The following is a 19,108-nucleotide window of genomic DNA, read 5'->3' as shown; positions in this document are numbered from 1 at the left end:
CACCAGGGCTCATTGGCAGATCGAGAATGGCCTGCACTGGATGCTCGACGTTCATCTGGATGAGGACCTCAGCCGAGCCCGCAAGGACAACGCCCCCGCCAACACCGCACTCCTCAACCGCCTCGCCAAAAACATCCTCCAACTCGCCGACACAGACAAAGTCCCCATCAGCCATCGCATCAAGAAATGCGCATGGAATGACGGCTACCTAATCAACGCTCTAACTCATATGCGATAGCCCTGCCCTTGAGGGGGAGATGGCCGGCAGGCCAAAGGGGTCGTCTCACATAAATCGCGACGTCGTCCTCTTGATGAAGGCGCCGGCGCTTCACGCGCGGCGCCCCCCCTCTGTCGCCTCCGGCGACATCTCCCCCTCAAGGGGGGAGATCACGTCGGCGCTAGTTCACCTCCGACGTACGTCGGCGCACGACGACGCCAAGTTCGTCGCTTTCGCGCGCGATGCGCAACCGCTCCTCGGCTTCCGTGGCTTCGCGCTGGCGGTCCCACATCGAAGCGTAGAGGCCGCGCTTGCGCATCAGGGCGGCATGGGTGCCGCGCTCGGCGATCTGGCCGTCTTGCAGCACGATGATCTCGTCGGCGGTGATCACCGTCGACAGCCGGTGGGCGATGACGATTGTGGTGCGACCCTGGCTGACGAGGTCGAGCGCTGCCTGGATCTCCTGTTCGGTATGGCTGTCCAGCGCCGAGGTCGCCTCGTCGAGCATCAGGATCGGCGGCGCCTTGAGGATGGTGCGGGCGATCGCCACGCGCTGCTTCTCGCCACCCGACAGTTTCAGCCCGCGCTCGCCGACCATCGATTTGTAGCCGTTGGGCAGCCGCTCTATGAATGGCCCGATCTGGGCGAGTTCGGCGGCCTTGCGGACATCCTCCTCGCTGGCGCCGACACGGCCGTAGCGGATGTTGTAGGCAATGGTGTCGTTGAACAGCACGGTGTCCTGCGGCACCATGCCGATCGCGCCGCGCAGGCTCTCCTGCGTCACATCGCGGACGTCCTGGCCGTCGATCAGCACCGCCCCGCTCTGGATGTCGTAGAAGCGGAACAAAAGCCTGGAAATGGTCGACTTGCCGGCGCCCGAGGGTCCGACAATGGCGACCGTCTTGCCGGCCGGCACCTCGAAGCTGATGCCTTTGAGGATCTTTCGGTTGGGGTCGTAGGAAAAGTGCACGTCGCGGAATTCGACCTTACCGGTGCCGACGACCAAAGGTCTGGCATGAGGCTTGTCGAGGATCTCCTGCGGCACATCGAGCAGGTCGAACATCTGCTCGATGTCGGTCAGCCCCTGGCGGATTTCTCGGTAGATGAAGCCGATGAAATTGAGCGGCACCGAGAGCTGCACCAGCATGGCGTTGATGAAGACGAAATCGCCGACCGTCTGCGTGCCGGCCTGCACCTGCAGCGCCGACATGCACATGACGACAACCGTGCCGAGACCGAAGATGATGCCCTGGCCGAAGTTCAGCCAGCCGAGCGAAGTCCAGATCCGGGTCGCCGCGATCTCGTAGCGCGCCATCGAGCGGTCGAAACGCTCGGCCTCCATGCCTTCATTGTTGAAATACTTGACCGTTTCGTAGTTGAGCAGCGAGTCGATCGCCTTGGTGCTGGCGTCGGTGTCGCTGTCGTTCATGTCGCGGCGGATGACGATGCGCCAGTCGCTGGCCCGGACGGTGAACCAGATGTAGAGCAGCACCGTGACCGCAACGACAGCCACGTATTTCCAGCCATAGGTTACGGCGAAGATGCCAGCGGTCAGCGCGAATTCGAGAATGGTCGGCAAGGTGTTGAGCACGGTGAAGCGCACGATCGTCTCGATGCCCTTGGTGCCGCGCTCGATGATGCGCGACAGGCCGCCGGTGCGCCGTTCCAGGTGAAAGCGCAGCGACAGTTCGTGCATGTGGACGAAGGTGCGGAAGGCGAGCTGGCGCACCGCATATTGGCCGACGCGGGCAAACAGCGCATCGCGCAGCTGGTTGAAGCCGAGTTGCACCAGCCGCACGACATTGTAGGCGACGACCAGCATGACCGGCGCCAGCAGGAATGTCGGCAGCGGCGGCACCGACTTGGCATCGCCGGCCAGCGCATCGGTCGCCCATTTGAAGAAATAGGGCCCAGCGACCAGGGTCAGCTTGGCGACGACCAGTAGCACGGTCGCCCACACCACCCGCGCCCTGAGGTCGGCGCGGTCGGCCGGCCACATATACGGCCACAGGTTGCGCAAGGTCTTGAAGGTCGAGCCGGAGTCGGCGGAGACGGTTTTTTCGGCCATTTTTGGTGCCTTCTTCTTATCTTTTTAGCGGCCGGAGCAGCAGGAATTGACGAGCGCGGTCAGCGATGCCGAGATATCGGCGAGCGCCGCACGGTCGACCTCGTAGCGCGAGCGCTGGCGGTCGGGCTCGAAGCGGACCAGCCCGGCTTCGACGAGGATCTTCAGATGTTGGGAAACGGTGGATTGCGCCAGGTCGAGATGGTCGACGACCTCACGGCAGCAGCAGGAACTGCTGGCCGACAGATGTTTCAGGATTTCGATGCGCGCCGGATGCGAAAGAGCGGCCATGCGGGCAGCGACGGCGCGGCTGTCGGGGGCGCGGCAGCGTGTGTTTGTTTCGAGGAGAGATTCTGTCATCGGTCATCGGCGATAGACGATGAACGGGTGTGGGGCAAGCTACTCCAATGGGTAGCGACCTAGTCTCCCCCCTTGAGGGGGAGATGTCGCCGAGGGCGACAGAGGGGGTCGGTACGTCCTGACGCGACGTCGCTCGGAGAAAAGAGAAGGTCGACGCTTCACGCGCGACGACCCCCTCTGGCCTGCCGGCCATCTCCCTCTCAAGGGGGGAGATTAGCCAATCCCCGACCTACTGCGTTTTGGCCGGCGGGGTCGTCATCTGGTCGCCCATCGCCTTGAGGTCGGCGGCTTCGCCTTCCTTCGACTTTTCCGGCACCTTGAACACCTGCCCCGGCCAGATGCGGTCGGGATCGGTGATCTGGTCCTGGTTGGCGAGGTAGATGGTCGAATAGCGGACGCCGTGGCCGTAGACGCGCCGCGAAATCCGCCACAGCGTGTCGTGGCGGCGGATGATGACGGCGCCGTCGGCATGTTCGAGCTTGGGCGCTACGGTCTCGGGCACTTCGGCCGGCGGCGTTGCTGCCGCCACCACGGCCGGAGCCTCGGCGGCAGGAGCCGGCGTCGTCGCTGGTGCCGTCTCGGCCGGCGCGGCGGCAACAGCCGGCGCCGCGGGTGCGGGCGTTTCTGCGACCACTGCCGGTGCAGGCTGGGCGGCGGGTTCGGTTGTTGCAGGTGCGGCAGGCGCTTCGGCCACCGTCGCCGGCGCTGCCGGCTTGACCTCGGCAGGCTTGGCCTCGGCGGGCGCCACGGCGGCAACCGCCTCGCCCGGCTCGCGCTCGAACGGCACAGCGGCACGGGCCACCACCTTCACCCCGTCGGCATCGAGGCCGTCGACATGGATGGTGTAGCTGCCGACCGGAATGTCGCGCGTCGCCTCGACCAGGAAGTGGCCGTCAGGCGAGGTTTGTGCATCGCCGAGCAGGATGTCGTTGGCATAGGCGCGCACCTTGCGGCCGGCCTCGGCGAGGCCGGCAACGAAAATCTTGTTGCCGTCGATCTCGACCGCCTCGACGACGATCTTGGGTTCGGCCACGGCTGCCGCCGGCGGCGTCGCCGGCGCCGCCTCAACCACGGCCGGTGCAGCCGGCGCGGGGGCGGCAGGTTCAGCAGCTGCGGCAGGCGCCGGAGCAGCGGGCGCAGGTGCCTCGGCAGCCGGCGCGGCAGGCCTCGTCTCGGGCGCCGGAACAGTCAGCAATTCGGCCGGCTTGCCCGGTTCTTCGACCATCGCCAGCACCTGGCCGGCGGCATCCTTGGGAACCGAGACGACAGCGGTCTGCACCGATGGGGTGACGACATCGCCGGTCGTGGCGCGCAGCGCGATCGTGTAATCGCCAGGCTTCAGCGGATCGTCGAGAACGATGACAAAGGCGCCATCGGGACCGGCGACCGTCGAACCGAGAACCGTCGAGCCGTCGAGGATTTCGACCTTGGCGTTGGGCGCCGCATTGCCGGCAACGACGATGGAGCCGTTGCTTTCGACGCGAACGACATCGAAGCTCGGCGCAATCGGGCCGGTGGCGGCCGGTGCTGCGGCAGGCGGGGTCGCTGCCGCATCCGTTGCCGGAGCAGCCGGTGCCGCGGCATCCGTCGCGGGTGCTGGCGCAGCCGGCGCCGGCGCATCGGTGGCCGCGGCGGGTGCTGGCGGCAGCCGTCCCTCGGTCCCCGGATCGGCCGGCTTTTGCGCCGGCGGTGTCAGCGCCGCGACTTCCGCCGGAGGTGTGTGATTGAGATACGGGTCAAGTGCACCCGACACATAGGCCGTTCCCGCGACCGCAACGGTCCCACCCGCCGCGAACAAAAACGCCTTCAATGGATTGATTGCCATGTATTTGCTTGCCCCTTAGCCACCTAATGCCGGTCTAGCGCGTTTTGTCTGGACCGACAAGAAAAAGCCCGCCCCGGGCTTGACCACGCTTTCAGACCCAATCACCAATCACTTGCATGAACACGATTCGATCCGTCTGTGTCTATTGCGGCTCGTCTCCGGGCCGCGATGAAACCTATGCCAAGGCCGGACACCTGCTTGGCCGCTCGATTGCCAGGTCCGGCCTCCGGCTGATCTATGGCGGCGGCACCAAAGGCATCATGGGCGCCGTCGCCGAAGGCGCATTGCGGGCCGGCGGCAAGGTTACGGGCATCATTCCGCGCTTCCTCATCAACAAGGAAGCAACCGAAACCGCGCTTGACCGGCTCGACGAGCTCGTGATCACCGACAACATGCACGAGCGCAAACATAAGATGTTCGAAAAATCCGACGCCTTTGTGGCGCTGCCGGGCGGCATCGGCACGGTCGAGGAGATCGTCGAGATCATGACCTGGGGCCAGCTCGGCCATCACCGCAAGCCGATCGTCTTCGCCAACGTCAAGGGCTTCTGGGATCCGATGCTGGCGCTGCTCGACCACATGACGGCGGAAGGCTTCATCCACACCGCGCAGCGGGTCAAGCCATTGGTGGTCGCCGACCCCGAAGCGATCGTCGCCGCCATCATGGTGGCGGGATCGTCCGTCGATGCGCCGACGGAGGGTGTGCAGTCGGTGATAGACAAGATGTAGGGGAATAAGGGAGTAGGGCAGTAAGGCAGTATGTGAATGCCTAGAACTGCACCCTACTGCCCTACTGCCCTACTGCCCTACTGCCCTACTGCCCTACTGCCCTACTGCCCTACTGCCCTACTGCCCTACTGCCCTACTGCCCTACTGCCCTACCGCCCTCCGCAGTTCCTCAATCATCGCCCTTTTGTCCTGCCGCCGCCAGGCGAGATGGATCGACACCGTCCGTTCAAACCACGGCAAGTCACGAAACACGATCCCGGGCGGCGCGGCACTGCGCAGGCTGGCTTGCACTGTCGCCAGCCCTAGGCCGGCGCTGACCAGGCCGAGCGAGGTCAGCGGATCGGCCGTCTCATAGGCAATGTCGGGCAGGAAGCCGGCCTTGGCGCAAGCCGCGAGGAACTGGCTGCGGTTGGTGTCATCGGGCTGGCGCACCACCGTGATCCAGACGCGACCGTCGAGATGGTGCGGCTGGATGTCGGCGATTTCGGCAAGCGGATCGCCTTGCGGCATCGCCAGCACCAGCGGTTCGCGCTGGATCAGCGTGCTCATGATATCGGGATCTTCGGCGGCAGGCGGCCCATAGACAAAGCCGAGATCAAGCGAACGCTGACGCAGTCCGTCCAGTTGCGCGGCGGAACGCTGGTTCTTCAGCTGCAGATGAAAATCCGGCCGGTCGCGCCGGAACTGGCGCAGCATCCGGCTGACCAGGCCGGCGTGCACCGCACCTTCGACATAGCCGATGGCGAGCCGGCCGACCGCGCCGCTGGCCAGATTGCGGCCGAGTTCCTCCAATTGCCGGGCACTGGCCAGCAGCGCCCGCGCTTGAGTGAGGAAGGCGCGGCCTTCGGCGTTGAGATGAACCCGCTGCTTTGCCCTTTCGAACAGGGTGACGCCGAGCTGTTCCTCGAGTTGCATGATCTGCCGGCTCAAGGGCGACTGCGAGATGTGCAGCGCCTCGGCGGCGCGGCCGACATTGCCGGCTTCGGCGACGGCAACGAAATAGCGGATCTGGCGCAGGTCGAGCATCTCTTTTCCCCGGCATTAAAGTCCCATCAGGTCTCAACTCTAGCCTAATCAGTCTTGGACAGTCCGACTAGTGGCGGCGATAGTTTCGCCATCCCAAACACAGGAGACCGCCATGCAGTTTTTTGCCCTTCTCGCCCGCAACACCGAAAAGTTCAGCGACGCCGATTTCGCCCCGCTTTTGCCCGGCGAGGCCGAGCAACGCCGCACGCTCTACGCCGAAGGCGCGGTGCGCCAGGTGTGGAACCGCGGCGATGTTCCCGGCAGCGGCATGATGTTCGAAGCCGGCAGCGACGCCGACGTGCGCCACCATCTCGCCACTCTACCGCTGGTCAAGGCCGGCATGATGGACATTGCAGCGGTCGTGCCGCTCAACCCTTACCCCGGGTTTGGGCCGAAGCGCTGAAACTGCCAGGCGCCGGCGGACAGTTTTGAGTGCCTGCGCCGCTTCGGAAAGACAGCTAGCCGGCTATTGCCCGATCGGCCATCCTTATCCCCCAAAAACAGTCACTTTGCGCAGTCATGCGCCAGCGATTTCCGTTTGCGGCTCCCGTTTGAATTGGCTATCGGAGGGCTGGGCAAGGGGCGGATCGGTGGAAAACGGAACGACGGTCAGGACAGGCAAAGCGCCACGCGCGTCGGTCATCATGACCGTGCACGTCGACCAGCGCTTCCTGGATGCTGCCGTCGACAGTATCCTCTGCCAGGAGTTCCACGATCTCGAACTTGTCGTGGTCGATGATGGAACGGGCCTGGACGCGGCCTTCCAGGCCCTGGCGCGTCGCGATCCCCGCATCCGTGTCGTGACTAGCCCGGTCAACATCGGCCCGGCCGGCGCGGCGAACCTCGGAATCAAAGCTGCCCGCAGCGACATTATCCTTCGCCTCGATTCGGATGATATCGCGGAGCCCACGCATGTCGGACGGCTGGTCGCCGCACTTGACGAGGACCCCGAACTCGGCCTGGTCGGAAATGCGGTGACGCTGATCGACGAAGCCGGTCATGTCATCGGCGCACAGCGAATGCCGGAAACGGATCTTGAGATCCGTTGGACGATCCTGTTCCACGCCCCCTTCTACCAGTCGGCGATTGCGTATCGTCGCAGTTGCTTCGAGGCAGCCGGGGGGTACAAAGTCGATCAGTGGATCTCGCACGATCACTATCTGTGGTTCGGCATGTTGCCTTTTTGCCGGGCGCGAAATCTTGTCGAACCGCTGACACGCTACCGGGCAAATGCGCTCGGCCTGAGCGCCAGGCACAGGAGAAACGCGCGCAATCGGACGCATCCGATCCGCGAGGCGTTGTGGGCCAGGATCGGCCTGACCTACGATCTCTATGACGATGTCTTCGCCTATGAACTGACCGGCTTTATTCGCGGAGACACCATTCCCGTCGAGCGGCGCGCTGCCGCCTACGGCAAGCTGCTGGGCGTGCTGCGCGTCTTTCTCGCCGCTTCCAGGCCCTTTACGCGGGTAGACGATGCGGAAGCCGCGAGGCAACTGGCGCATGGTCTTGTCGCACGTGTGCTTGCCAGCCCGCCGTTGCGGATCAAAGAGATGCTGCGCGTCTGCTATCTGTGCTGGCCGCTCGACCGGCGCGCCGCGACCGGCGCAGCAGTGTCGCGGCTGGCGCTGGGGTTGCGGAGCCGCCTGCAGGTGACACGGCGTTGGCTGACCCGGCCGCGGGCCATTGAGGCAAAACGGGGCGTTCATGGTCAGCCAGGCACCCATCCGCCGACGGCCGCGCACGTCGATATTTCGGGACTTTTTCCGATCTGGGCGTCGCTGCTGGCCGCACGCCGAAACGATACGCTCGATGTCCTGGAAATCGGTTCGCTGGAAGGACGGCCGCCGATTTTCTTTCTCAACCATCTCAACAAATGCCAGCTGACATGTGTGGATACGTTTGACGGCTGTCCCGAGCACCGGCGCCAAAAAAGCAGCAGCCAGCCCAGGCATCCGGAAGACCGTCTCTATGTCAATCCCGGCGAATTCGGCGAACGGGTCGAAACGATCAAAGCTGGCGCGCCCCAGGCGCTTGCCAGTCTTGCCGCCGCGCAGCGCCGCTTCGACCTCGTCCACATCGACAGCGGCAATCGCAGGACAGATGTCGAGACCGATGCCGGATTGTCATGGCCGATCGTGCGAGACAGCGGGATCGTTATTTTCGAAGACCATGAGGGGGACTTGCGGTCTGGCGGGCCCGACCGTGCGGGCGGCGGGATAGACGCATTCCTGTCAGCCATTGCCGGCCAGTACCGCGAGTTGCATCGCGGCCACGACCTCATCATCCAGAAAATCGCAACATCGGGGGCAAAGCGTTCCTCGCTGCCAATGCAGGGCGCGCCGGCGTTGCGGCGGGCAGGCGCCCGGGCGCCCGACAAGCCGGGGCATGAGGTCGAGTTCGTGCTGATCGCCGAGGCGGGTTTCCTCGAAGCCCAAGCGCTGCTGCTGTGCAAAAGCATCAGGTGTTTCGCCGGCGCCTATTCGCGATCCCCGATAACGGTGGTGTCGCCACGGCGCAGCGGTCGCCCGTCTTCGTCGACGCTGCGCCAATTCAAGCAATTGGGGGTCGAGTACCTGCCGATCGAGGTCGACAGCCGCGGCTCCCACTACGGCCCTTCCTACAAGGTTCGTGCGCTCGCGCATGTCGAACGCCGGCCTGGACCGCCTGTTATCGTCCAGGTTGACAGCGATACCCTATTCATTGCCGAGCCCGATTTTTCGTTGGGCTCCTGTTCGGCGGCCGCGCGCCCGGTCGATGTCAAGGGGATGTGCACAACCGGCGCCGGCGATCCGTTCGACATGTACTGGAGGGATTTATGCGCCCTCGTCGGCGTCGATTACGAGAATATACCCGTCGTCCAGACGACGGACGGCCGCGACGTAGTCCGGGCGAGCTACAATGGCGGACTTATCGTGTCAAAAAGGGAGAGCGGGCTGTTCCGGCAGACCGAGAATATCTTCAACCGACTGATCGCAGCCGGCATGGCACCGTGGTCCGCCGACAGGCCAGCCTTCATGACTGGCAGCGGAACTCACCAAGGCGAGGCCACAACTTTCTGGGGCACGAGCCAGGCGGCGTTCTCTCTGGCGGCTGTCGCTGGCAGCCATCGCGTGCGCCTGTTGCCGGAGACGCACAATTTTCCGCTCCATGAAATTCATCCATTGACCAGGCCGGATCCATCGCGGCTGGTTCACATTCACTACCATGGGCTGTTCAACACCGGATCAGCCGAGCCAAACCCGATACTGGACGGAACGCTGCAACTTCCGGCGGGGATACGAGAATGGCTGCAGGCCCGGCTCCCGCTCGTCGAGCACCCGCCATCGACGGCCAGGAAGCCGGCCGGGAAGCGACCGAAAAGAAAGGCGATCCTCGTTCTGGGGATGCATCGCAGCGGTACCTCCGCACTTGGCGGCACCCTCAACGCGCTGGGCGCGACTGGCCCGAAGAACCTGCTGGATGCCGACCTCGCCAATCCTAGGGGATACTGGGAAAGCGGCCTGCTCAAATTGGCACACACTGATCTGCTCGCAGCGGCAGGCTCCACCTGGCATGACTGGCGGCAACTCGATCCGCAGTGGCTGAAGTCGCCGGCGGCGGAAGGTCATCACCACAAGATCAAGGCGATCCTGACAAGCGAATTCGCAGACCAACCGCTTTTCTTCGTCAAGGATCCGCGGATCTGCCGGTTCGTTCCGCTGGTGTCGTCGATCCTGGCCGAGATGGAAGTCGAGGCGGTCGCCTTCTTGCCGGTCCGAAATCCCCTCGAGGTCGCCCTCTCGCTGGAGCGGCGTGATGGTTTATCGTTGCCCAAATCGCTCCTGCTGTGGCTCAGGCATGTGCTGGAGGCGGAGCATCATTCACGGCACATGCCGCGATATTTCCTTCGCCACGAAGAGGTCGTGACCGATTGGCAGCAACATTTGAGCCGAGCGGCGAAAGCGACCGGCGTCGTCTGGCCGACGGGCCTTGGCAAGGCTCAAGCCGAGATCGAACAGTTTCTGACGCCGGACCTGCATCATCAGCGGGCGACGATCGAGGACCTGCAAAACCATCCAGACGTCACGCCGCTTGTCCGCACTACCTATGACATTCTGTGCGCCATGGCGGCCGGCGGCGACAGCCCTGATCTGCGCCATCGGTTGGACCTCGTGCGGGCGAAGTTTGATGAAAGCTGCGACGTTCTGGGCTCGGCGGCGGTGGCCGAGGCCGAACGGTTGCGCGGGGAGCTTGAAGCGCGGATTGCCGAGCACGACGCCCGCCAGGGCCTCAAACTCGAACACGCCTCACTCCTGCGCGATCAAAGTACTCTTCTTGCGGAGCGCAACGCGCTGCTTGCCTCACACAGTTGGCGGCTGACCGCACCGTTGCGGTGGCTGCGACGCCGGTTCGGACGATGACGGCAATGACTGGAAGCGTCCGGCTCGATAGCAGGTGATGGCCAGACTGTGATCGTCTGTCAAAAAACCGTCACACGGAACCCGACCCGCCCATGCTAGGACTCTGCCGCCGCCATCGTGCGGCGCAGTATTCGTGACCTGGCGCAGCGACCATGAACATCGCCCTCAATCCGGAAAGCTCTTCATCACTCTTGCCCGACGAGCATGGGCTGTTCTTCATCTATCATTTCACCGCTGAGGGCGCGCGAACCAAGGACGCCGCCGCCGCGCACTGGACATGGCGCAGCTACCAGCTTTCCGACATGCGCGCCCGTCACGAGATCGCCAGCGAGCCGGCGCTGCCACCACCGGTGCGCGAAGCCTTCCTGACCTCGAGCCATGGCTGCCACATCGACCTCGAGGACGACTGGCTCTATGGCGACCTGCCGGACCTGCGCCACGACTATTCAGCGGAAGCGCGCGGGCTCGGCCATTTCCGCTTCGCCCTCAACGACACGATGCTGATCGGCGCCCGCAAGCAACCGCTGGAATCAGTCGACAATGTGCGCAAGGCGATCGAGAACGGATCGCGCAAGTTCCCCTCCCCGGCCGAACTGATTGAGGCCGTCATCGGTCAGTCGTTCGACGGCATGGTGAAAGAGCTCGGTGGCCTCGGCGACACGCTCGACGGTATCGAGGATCGCATCGTCTGCGACGCATGGCACAATGAGCGGCAGCCGCTGGTCGACGCACGCCGGCATCTGGTGGTGATCCACCGGCAGATGGCGACGCTGACCAATCTGTTTCGCCATCTCGACCATTCGCACCGCAACGACCTGCCGGACTCGATCAACGATATGGCGACGCGGCTGTCGCACCGGGCGCAGACGCTGCATTACGACGGCGAACAATTGCAGGCGCGCGCGCGGCTGCTGCAGGACGAACTGATGGCCAAGCTGACGACGCAGTCGAACGAATTGCTCTACGTGCTGTCGGTGATGACGGCGGTGCTGTTGCCGATGACCATCATCTCAGGCCTGTTCGGCATGAATGTCGGCGGCCTGCCGCTCGTCAACACGTCGATGGGTTTTTGGGTGGTGTCGGCCGTGTCGCTGCTGATCGCGGGGATCACCTATCTGTTCGTCCGCCGGCTCGGGCGAGGCTTTTAGAGCAATTCCAGGAAAAGTGTGAAACGGTTTTCCGGCGTCAAACAAAGAGATAGCGCCCTGCCCTTTAGGCTGTGGCGCGCAGGTCTTCGGTGATGGTGCCGGCGGCACGAACTTCCGCCTCATGGTCGGGTTCGCGCCATGTCTCGGCAAGGCCAGCTTCATACCAGTCGCGCATCGCCGGCAGGTCGAGCAATTGCCTGGGATAGGCGGCGGCCGCACCCTCGAACGACAGCCCGTAGGACTGCACCCGAAACGCCACCGGAGCGAAGAAGGCGTCGACGGCGGTGAAGTGCTCGCCAGCCAGGAACGGTCCGCCGAAGCGGGCAAGACCGTCATTCCAGAGATCGCCGAGGCGGAAGAGATCGTGCTTCAGCGCATCCGACATAGGAAAGGGTTCTACGCGCAGGCCGCAACTCATCGGGCATAGGTTGCGCAGCGCAGTAAAGCTCGAATGCATTTCAGCGGCAGCCGAGCGTGCCCAGGCTCGTGCCTTGGCTTCGACAGGCCAGACACCATGGTGGCGCTCGGCGAGATATTCGGCGATGGCCAGTGAATCCCAAACCGCCCAGCCGTCGTCGATCAGGCACGGCACCCGGCCGCTGGGCGAGAACGGACGGTAAAGGTCCCAGCTCGATCCGGTCGGAAACGGCGTCAGTCGTTCCTCGAACGGGATATCCAGCGTGCGCATCAGCACCCATGGCCGCAGCGACCACGAGGAATAGTTCTTGTTGGCGATATGCAACACGTACATCGGGAATCCCTAGCTGGCGGCCGCCACCGGCGGCCGGATCTCGCGGCCGCGGAACATCGACCAGGAATACATAGCCAGCGCCGCCCAGATCAGACCGAAGGCGATGGCCTGGATGGTGCCGAAAGGCTCATGGAAGATCAGCACGGCGATCAGGAAGACAATGGTCGGCGCGATGTACTGCATGATGCCGATGGTCGACAGCCGCAGCAGCCTAGCGCCGAACGCAAACAGCAGCAGCGGCACCGAGGTGATCGGGCCGCAGCCGATCAGCAAGGCGGTATCGGTCGCGGTGCCGGAAATGAAATGGTCCTGTCCGGTGGCGATCAGGAAGCCGATGTAGCCGAGTGCCGGCACCGACAGCAAAAGCACTTCGAGCAGGAACCCCTGGCTTGGGCCGATCGGCAGCGTCTTGCGAAAGAAGGCGTAGGCGGCGAAGGAAAACGCCAGCGCCAGCGACACCCAGGGCAGCTTGCCGCCCTCGATGGTCAGCACCGTAACCGCGACCGCCGCCAGCGCCACTGCCGCGATCTGCAGCCGGTCCAGCCGTTCGCCAAGCAGCAGTGCGCCGACAACGACATTGACCAGCGGGTTGATGTAGTAGCCGAGCGCGGTTTCGACGGTGCGATCCACCGCAATCGCCCAGACATAGATGCCCCAGTTCACCGAGATCAGCGCCGCCGTCAGCGCGGCCATCGCAATGGTGCGCGGCGAGCGAATCGCGGCCTTGAAATCCGTCGTGCGGCCGGCCCAGACCAGGACCGCCGCGGCGATCGGTACCGACCAGACAATGCGGTGGGCGATGACTTCGGCCAGCGGCAGGTGCGCGACCGCCTTCATGTAGAAGGGCAGCAGCCCCCACAGGAGATAGGCGGCGAGCGCCAGCAGGAAGCCGCGACGGGCCTTGGCATCTGCTTCCAGGCGAATTGCTTCTGTGACCATGGCCCAACGCTATGGCCCAGCCGCCTTGCCAAGACCATCGCAAATTACTGATGGATCAATGGACTTTTGGTGATGGTTCAAGTGTCAGGGCGCAAGTTCCTCGCCCCACGAAGTGGGAGCGAGGAAGGGCGCTCACTCCGCCGCCACCAGCCCGGCCATGTCGCGGTTCTTCATCAGTTTGTAGACGATCGAATCCATCAGCGCCTGGAATGACGCATCGATGATGTTTTCGGAGACGCCGACCGTCCACCAGCGCGCGCCGGTGCCGTCATGCGATTCGATCAAAACCCGGGTGATCGCTTCGGTGCCGCCATTGAGGATACGCACCTTGAAGTCGGCCAGTTCGAGGTCGGCGATTTCGTTCTGGAACTTGCCGAGATCCTTGCGCAGCGCGATATCGAGCGCGTTGACCGGGCCATGCCCTTCGGCCACCGACATCTTTTCCTCGCCGTCGACCACCACCTTGACGATCGCCTCGGAGACCGTCTTCAGCTGGCCGTTGGCGTCGAAGCGGCGCTCGACCATGCAGCGGAACGAGGTGACGTTGAAGAATTCCGGCACGCCGTGCAGCATCCTGCGCGCCAGAAGCTCGAAGCTGGCGTCGGCGCCTTCATAGGCATAGCCCTCGGCCTCGCGTTCCTTGACCACGGAAATCAGCGCGTCGAGCCGATTGTCGTCCTTCGGCATGTCGATGCCGCGCCGCTTCAGCTCGGCGAGGAAATTGGCCTTGCCGCCCTGGTCCGAGACCATGACGCGGCGGCGGTTGCCGACGGCTTGCGGCTCGACATGCTCGTAGGTTGCCGGTTCCTTGGCCAGGGCCGAGGCATGAATGCCGGCCTTGGTGGCGAAGGCGGACGCGCCGACATAGGGCGCCTGGGCTTCCGGCGCGCGGTTCAGGAGCTCATCGAAGGCGCGCGAAAGGCGCGAGACACCGGTCAGCGCCTCGGCCGAAATGCCCGTTTCGAAGCGCGTGGAAAAGGCCGGTTTCAGCGCCAGCGTCGGCACGATCGAGATCAGATTGGCGTTGCCGCAGCGTTCGCCGATGCCGTTCAGCGTGCCCTGGATCTGGCGCACGCCGGCCTCGACCGCGGCCAGCGAATTGGCCACCGCCTGGCCCGTGTCGTCATGAGCATGAATACCGAGATGATCGCCGGGGATGCCGGACGCAATAACCGTATCGACGATGGCGCGCACCTCGGACGGCTGCGTGCCGCCATTGGTGTCGCACAGCACCACCCAGCGCGCGCCGGCATCATAGGCGGTCCTGGCACAGGCCAGCGCATAGTCGGGATTGGCCTTGAAGCCGTCGAAGAAATGCTCGCAGTCGACCAGCGCCTCCTTGCCCGATGCGATCGCCGCTTCGACCGAGACTTTTATGGAGTCGAGGTTCTCCTCATTGGTGCAGCCGAGGGCGACGCGCACATGATAGTCCCAGCTCTTGGCGACAAAGCAGATGGCGTCGGATTTCGACTGCACGAGAGCGGCGAGGCCAGGATCGTTGGAGGCTGATACCCCTGCCCGCTTGGTCATGCCGAAGGCGACGAATTTGGCGTTGGCCGTGCGCTTCTGCTGGAAGAAAGCAGTGTCGGTCGGATTGGCGCCGGGATAGCCGCCTTCGACATAGTCGATGCCGAAATCGTCCAGCAGCTTGGCGATGGCGATCTTGTCCTCGACGGAAAAGTCGATGCCCGGCGTCTGCTGGCCATCGCGCAGTGTGGTGTCGAAGAGATAGAGGCGCTCGCGAGCCATGGTCATTTCCCCGCAAACCGGTCGGTCGCCCGGATGAGCCGGTCGAGAATGCCCGGCTCCGAATAGGCATGGCCGGCGCCCTCGATCAGGCGGAAATCCGCCTTCGGCCACGCCTTGTGCAGCGCCCAGGCATAGCGCGCCGGGCATGGCATGTCGTAGCGGCCGTGGACAATGGTGCCGGGGATATCTTTCAGCTTCCACGCATCGCGCAAAAGCTGCCCTTCCTCCAGCCAGCCGGCATGGACGAAATAATGGTTCTCTATGCGGGCGAAGGCGACGGCGAAGTCGTCCTCGCCGAACTTGTCGCTGGTCTCCGGCTCCGGCAGCAGCGTGATCGTCTCGCCTTCCCACAAGCTCCAGGCTAGGGCGGCCTCCATCTGCGCCTTGCGGTCGGAGCCAACCAGCCGCTTGCGGTAGGCGGCCATCATGTCGCCGCGCTCGGCCTCAGGGATCGGCGCCAAAAAGCGCTCCCATTTGTCCGGGAACATCTCGGACACGCCGAACTGATAGTACCATTCGAGTTCGGCGCGGGTCAGCGTGTAGATGCCGCGCACCACCAGTTCGCTGACGCGGTCGGGGTGGGTCTCGGCATAGGCCAGCGCCAGCGTCGAGCCCCAAGAGCCGCCGAACACCAGCCATTTTTCGAAGCCGCACATGGTGCGCAGCCGCTCGATGTCGGCGACAAGATGCCAGGTGGTGTTGGCCTCGAGCGAGGCGTTGGGCGTCGATTTTCCGCAGCCACGCTGGTCGAACAGGATGACATCGTAAAGTTTTGGGCCGAACAGCCGCCGATGCTTCGGCGAGAAGCCGCCGCCGGGACCGCCATGCAGGAACACCGCCGGCTTGGCGCCTTTGGTACCCGAACGCTCCCAATACACCTGGTGGCCGTCGCCGACATCCAGCATGCCGGAGTCAAAGGCCTCGATCTCGGGATAAAGCGTGCGCAGTCCACTGCTCATAGCTGCAGTCCGTGTGCCGGCCAATCCGCGGTTTCGTGGTCGGGATGCTGGAAGGAAATGATCTGCTCCTGGCGGGTGTAGAAATCCGGATCCTGATGCACGGGCTGATCGAAGATCGTCTCGACCCAGGGCAACCGGACGGCGTAGTTGACCTGGATCTGCGGCGCCAGATCCGAGCGGTCGTCGAAAGCGCCGATGGCGATCTCGAGCCCGCCGGGCTGGCGGTAGGTCAGCGGCGTGCCGCAACGGGCGCAGAAGCCGCGATCGATGTTGACCGACGACTGGAAATAGCTCGGCTCCTCGCGGATCCATTCGACGCCGTCCTTGGGCACCGTCACCAGCGCGCCGAAGAATGAACCGAACTGTTTCTGGCACATGCGGCAATGGCAGATGGACGGGCGCCCGAGCGCGCCGTGGATGCGAAAGCGCACAGCGCCGCACTGGCAGCCGCCGGTTCGTACCGTTTCGGTCATGATCTTTCCTCCGGCGGCCATTGTTCGGTGTCGTGGTCGGGATGCTGATAGGAGACGAGGTCGGCAAGATAGGGCGCCGACGAGAGATCGGCCGACGTGTCCTCGCCCGGCAATTGCGGGATCATGTCGACATAGGGCAATTTTGCCTCGGTGCCCCACTGGATCAACGGCGCGATCTCCGCCGGATCGTCGAAAGCGCCGATGGCGAGGCCGACGCCGTCCGGCGCGGTGAAGGTCAGCGGCGTGCCGCAATCGGCGCAGAAGCCGCGTTTGACATGGTTCGACGACTGGAAATATTTCGGTTTGCCGCGCGTCCAGTCGAGCTTTGCACCGCGCACCGAGACCAGCGGCGCGTAGAAGGCGCCGAACGCCTTCTGGCACATGCGGCAATGGCAGATGGAGGCATCCCCCAGCGAGCCTTCGACGCGGAAGCGCACCGCGCCGCACTGGCAGCCGCCGGTATAGATGGGCCGGTTGTCGAGGCTCATCGGTCCTTACTCCGGGGCATGGCAGACGGCTTCGACATTGTTGCCGTCGGGATCGAAGACGAAGGCGCCGTAGTAATTCGGGTGATAGTGCGGGCGCAGGCCCGGGCCGCCATTGTCCCGGCCGCCGGCAGCAAGGGCCGCGGCATGGAAGGCATCGACCTCGGCGCGGCTGCGCGCAGTGAAGGCGACGTGCTGGTGGGCCTTCTGGCCATCCTTGCCTTCCTGCAGCCAGAACACCGGCCGGTCGCGGCCATAGCCGCCAACCTTTTCGCCGCCAGTGTATTCCAGCGGCACCATATAGAGCAGCGACGCACCGAGCGGCGCCATCGCCTTGTCGTAAAAGGCCTTCGAAGCGTCGAAATCGGCAACGTCGATGCCAAGATGGTCGATCATCTTTTTACCTCCCAGGTGGTGATGCGTTCGCCGGTGGCGGGGTCCTTGCCGTCTTTCAATTGTACACCTTGCGCCAGCAGCTCGTCGCGGATGCGGTCGGCCTCGGGCCAGTTTTTCGCGGCAATCAGCGCCAGGCGATTGGCGATGGCTTTGGCGACATTGCCTTCATCGACATCAGCCGACGCCACGTTGAAGCCGAGGAACAGAAGGGCGGCCTTCAGCGAAGCAGCAGCGTCATTGCCGTCGGCGGCATCGCCGGCCAGCTGCGTCAGCACCTGGAACGCGGCATAGGTGGCAAGATCGTCCGACAGGGCTTCGACCACGGCTTCAGGCAACGGCTTTGCCACCGCTGGGGCCAGATCGGCAGCCCGCTTCCATTTGCGCAGCGTGTTCTCCGCCTCTTCCAGCTTGCGCACGGAAAAGTCGATCGGCTCGCGGTAGTGCGTCATCAGCATGGCCAGCCTGAGCACCTCGCCCGGCCATTTGCGACCGCCGAAGGTCTCCGTCTCCAAGAGTTCGTTGATCGAGTAGAAATTGCCCAGGCTCTTGGACATCTTCTGGCCCTCGACCTGCAGGAAGCCATTGTGCATCCACACCTTGGCCATGACGTCGGTGCCGTGGGCGCAGCGCGACTGGGCGATCTCGTTCTCGTGGTGCGGAAAGATCAGGTCGAGGCCGCCGCCATGGATGTCGAAGACCTCGCCGAGATAGGCGGCCGACATGGCCGAGCACTCGATGTGCCAGCCCGGCCGGCCCCTGCCCCACGGGCTGTCCCAGCCCGGCTCTTCCGGCGACGACAGTTTCCACAAGACGAAGTCGCCGGGGCTTTTCTTGTGGGCGTCGACGGCGACGCGGGCGCCGGCCTGTTGCTCGTCGAGATTGCGTTTCGACAGCTGGCCATAATCCGGCATCGAGGCGGTGTCGAACAGCACTTCGCCTGATGCGACATAGGCATGGCCGCGCTCGATCAGGCGCTCGATCAGGGTGATCATGTCGGCCTTGCCGTCGGCGCGCGGGGCGACGAATTCGGTGGCGCGCGGCTCGACCGTCGGCTCGAGGCAGCCGAGCGTAGCCACATCGTCGTGAAACTGGTCGGCGGTCTTTTCGGTGACCCGCCGAATCGCCTCGTTGAGCGACAGTTTTCCCGAAGAAATCTCGCCACCGAAATCGCGCAAGGCGCGAGCGTTAATCTTGTCATCGACATCTGTGATGTTACGCACATACGTGACATGCGTCTCGCCGTAGAGATGGCGCAACAGACGGAAAAGCACATCGAAGACGATCACCGGCCGCGCATTGCCGATATGGGCAAAGTCGTAGACCGTCGGGCCGCAGACATACATGCGCACATCCAACGGATCGATCGGGAAGAACTCTTCCTTGCTCCGCGTTAGCGTGTTGTAGAGGCGCAGGCCCTTCGATGCGTCAGACATTCGTGCCGTCCCGGTCGGTTGCTTCGTTCGAACATGGTCGGAGCCAGCTCCGCGCCGAGGCGCAAATCAGGTTCCAGCCTGCTGGCCGGGGCGTTTGTCCACTCTAGAAGGAAGATGAGGCGAAAACGTCCGGACCAGCGCGAGGCTAGCC

At 64.1% G+C, this 19,108-nt stretch carries 16 protein-coding genes and 1 pseudogene; 5 read left to right on the top strand and 12 right to left on the bottom strand.

What is annotated here, in order from left to right:
* Positions 1 to 238: pseudogene (locus AC1D0N_RS11975) on the top strand (ISAs1 family transposase); the annotation flags it as partial.
* Positions 239 to 398: 160 nt separating this feature from the next.
* Here the strand turns inward: AC1D0N_RS11975 and AC1D0N_RS11970 are convergent.
* From AC1D0N_RS11970 to AC1D0N_RS11960, 3 genes are all read right to left on the bottom strand, one after another.
* Entirely contained in the window at positions 399 to 2,285 is a 1,887-nt protein-coding gene (locus tag AC1D0N_RS11970) for an ABCB family ABC transporter ATP-binding protein/permease (RefSeq protein WP_477243988.1), read from the bottom strand.
* A 24-nt stretch (positions 2,286 to 2,309) separates the two neighbouring features.
* Positions 2,310 to 2,642: an ArsR/SmtB family transcription factor gene (locus AC1D0N_RS11965; protein ID WP_477243986.1), complete on the bottom strand. Its 333-nt coding sequence runs from the start codon at positions 2,640 to 2,642 to the stop codon at positions 2,310 to 2,312.
* 229 nt (positions 2,643 to 2,871) lie between these two features.
* The gene (locus AC1D0N_RS11960; RefSeq protein WP_477243984.1) at positions 2,872 to 4,467 is read right to left on the bottom strand and encodes a LysM peptidoglycan-binding domain-containing protein; all 1,596 of its coding nucleotides are present in this window, start codon (positions 4,465 to 4,467) and stop codon (positions 2,872 to 2,874) included.
* Between the two features lie 116 nt (positions 4,468 to 4,583).
* On the opposite strand from AC1D0N_RS11960, the gene AC1D0N_RS11955 reads away from it, so the two are divergent.
* Positions 4,584 to 5,195, top strand: coding sequence for an LOG family protein (locus AC1D0N_RS11955; RefSeq protein ID WP_477243982.1), 612 nt, complete (start codon positions 4,584 to 4,586; stop codon positions 5,193 to 5,195).
* Between the two features lie 141 nt (positions 5,196 to 5,336).
* On the opposite strand, the gene AC1D0N_RS11950 is transcribed toward AC1D0N_RS11955, so the two are convergent.
* Positions 5,337 to 6,221 carry a LysR family transcriptional regulator gene (locus tag AC1D0N_RS11950; protein ID WP_477243980.1) on the bottom strand — a complete coding sequence of 295 codons (885 nt, stop codon included), beginning with the start codon at positions 6,219 to 6,221 and terminating at the stop codon, positions 5,337 to 5,339.
* Positions 6,222 to 6,333: 112 nt separating this feature from the next.
* Between AC1D0N_RS11950 and AC1D0N_RS11945 the strand changes: the two genes are divergently transcribed.
* The 3 genes from AC1D0N_RS11945 (at position 6,334) to AC1D0N_RS11935 (ending at position 11,772) form a co-directional block, all read left to right on the top strand.
* Positions 6,334 to 6,624, top strand: a complete 291-nt coding sequence (locus AC1D0N_RS11945; protein WP_477243978.1) for a muconolactone Delta-isomerase family protein — start codon at positions 6,334 to 6,336, stop codon at positions 6,622 to 6,624.
* Positions 6,625 to 6,811: 187 nt separating this feature from the next.
* Positions 6,812 to 10,624: a glycosyltransferase gene (locus tag AC1D0N_RS11940; RefSeq protein WP_477243976.1), complete on the top strand. Its 3,813-nt coding sequence runs from the start codon at positions 6,812 to 6,814 to the stop codon at positions 10,622 to 10,624.
* Between the two features lie 152 nt (positions 10,625 to 10,776).
* Positions 10,777 to 11,772, top strand: a complete 996-nt coding sequence (locus AC1D0N_RS11935) for a transporter (RefSeq protein WP_477243975.1) — start codon at positions 10,777 to 10,779, stop codon at positions 11,770 to 11,772.
* Between the two features lie 64 nt (positions 11,773 to 11,836).
* On the opposite strand, the gene AC1D0N_RS11930 is transcribed toward AC1D0N_RS11935, so the two are convergent.
* The 8 genes from AC1D0N_RS11930 to cysS all read right to left on the bottom strand — a co-directional run bounded on the left by AC1D0N_RS11930 (position 11,837) and on the right by cysS (position 18,957).
* Complete coding sequence (locus AC1D0N_RS11930) at positions 11,837 to 12,523, bottom strand: glutathione S-transferase family protein (RefSeq protein WP_477243973.1); 687 nt, start codon at positions 12,521 to 12,523, stop codon at positions 11,837 to 11,839.
* A gap of 9 nt (positions 12,524 to 12,532) precedes the next feature.
* On the bottom strand, positions 12,533 to 13,462 hold the full coding sequence (gene rarD / locus AC1D0N_RS11925; protein ID WP_477243971.1) for an EamA family transporter RarD: 930 nt from the start codon (positions 13,460 to 13,462) through the stop codon (positions 12,533 to 12,535).
* 132 nt (positions 13,463 to 13,594) lie between these two features.
* Positions 13,595 to 15,217 carry a citramalate synthase gene (cimA, locus tag AC1D0N_RS11920; protein ID WP_477243970.1) on the bottom strand — a complete coding sequence of 541 codons (1,623 nt, stop codon included), beginning with the start codon at positions 15,215 to 15,217 and terminating at the stop codon, positions 13,595 to 13,597.
* Positions 15,214 to 16,170 carry a prolyl aminopeptidase gene (gene pip / locus AC1D0N_RS11915; protein ID WP_477243968.1) on the bottom strand — a complete coding sequence of 319 codons (957 nt, stop codon included), beginning with the start codon at positions 16,168 to 16,170 and terminating at the stop codon, positions 15,214 to 15,216. The genes cimA and pip overlap by 4 nt, the downstream gene beginning before the upstream one ends.
* Positions 16,167 to 16,643, bottom strand: a complete 477-nt coding sequence (locus AC1D0N_RS11910) for a GFA family protein (RefSeq protein ID WP_477243967.1) — start codon at positions 16,641 to 16,643, stop codon at positions 16,167 to 16,169. The genes pip and AC1D0N_RS11910 overlap by 4 nt, the downstream gene beginning before the upstream one ends.
* Positions 16,640 to 17,131 (bottom strand): GFA family protein, encoded by a 492-nt coding sequence (locus tag AC1D0N_RS11905; RefSeq protein WP_477243965.1) that lies wholly within the window; start codon positions 17,129 to 17,131, stop codon positions 16,640 to 16,642. Before AC1D0N_RS11905 ends, AC1D0N_RS11910 begins: the two co-directional genes overlap by 4 nt.
* Positions 17,132 to 17,137: 6 nt before the next feature.
* The gene (locus AC1D0N_RS11900; RefSeq protein WP_477243963.1) at positions 17,138 to 17,524 is read right to left on the bottom strand and encodes a VOC family protein; all 387 of its coding nucleotides are present in this window, start codon (positions 17,522 to 17,524) and stop codon (positions 17,138 to 17,140) included.
* Positions 17,521 to 18,957: a cysteine--tRNA ligase gene (cysS, locus tag AC1D0N_RS11895; protein ID WP_477243962.1), complete on the bottom strand. Its 1,437-nt coding sequence runs from the start codon at positions 18,955 to 18,957 to the stop codon at positions 17,521 to 17,523. The genes AC1D0N_RS11900 and cysS overlap by 4 nt, the downstream gene beginning before the upstream one ends.
* Positions 18,958 to 19,108 lie beyond the last annotated feature (151 nt).

It is taken from the genome of Mesorhizobium sp. P2_E10, assembly GCF_056404235.1.
This window is presented reverse-complemented; position numbering and strand designations above follow the sequence as displayed.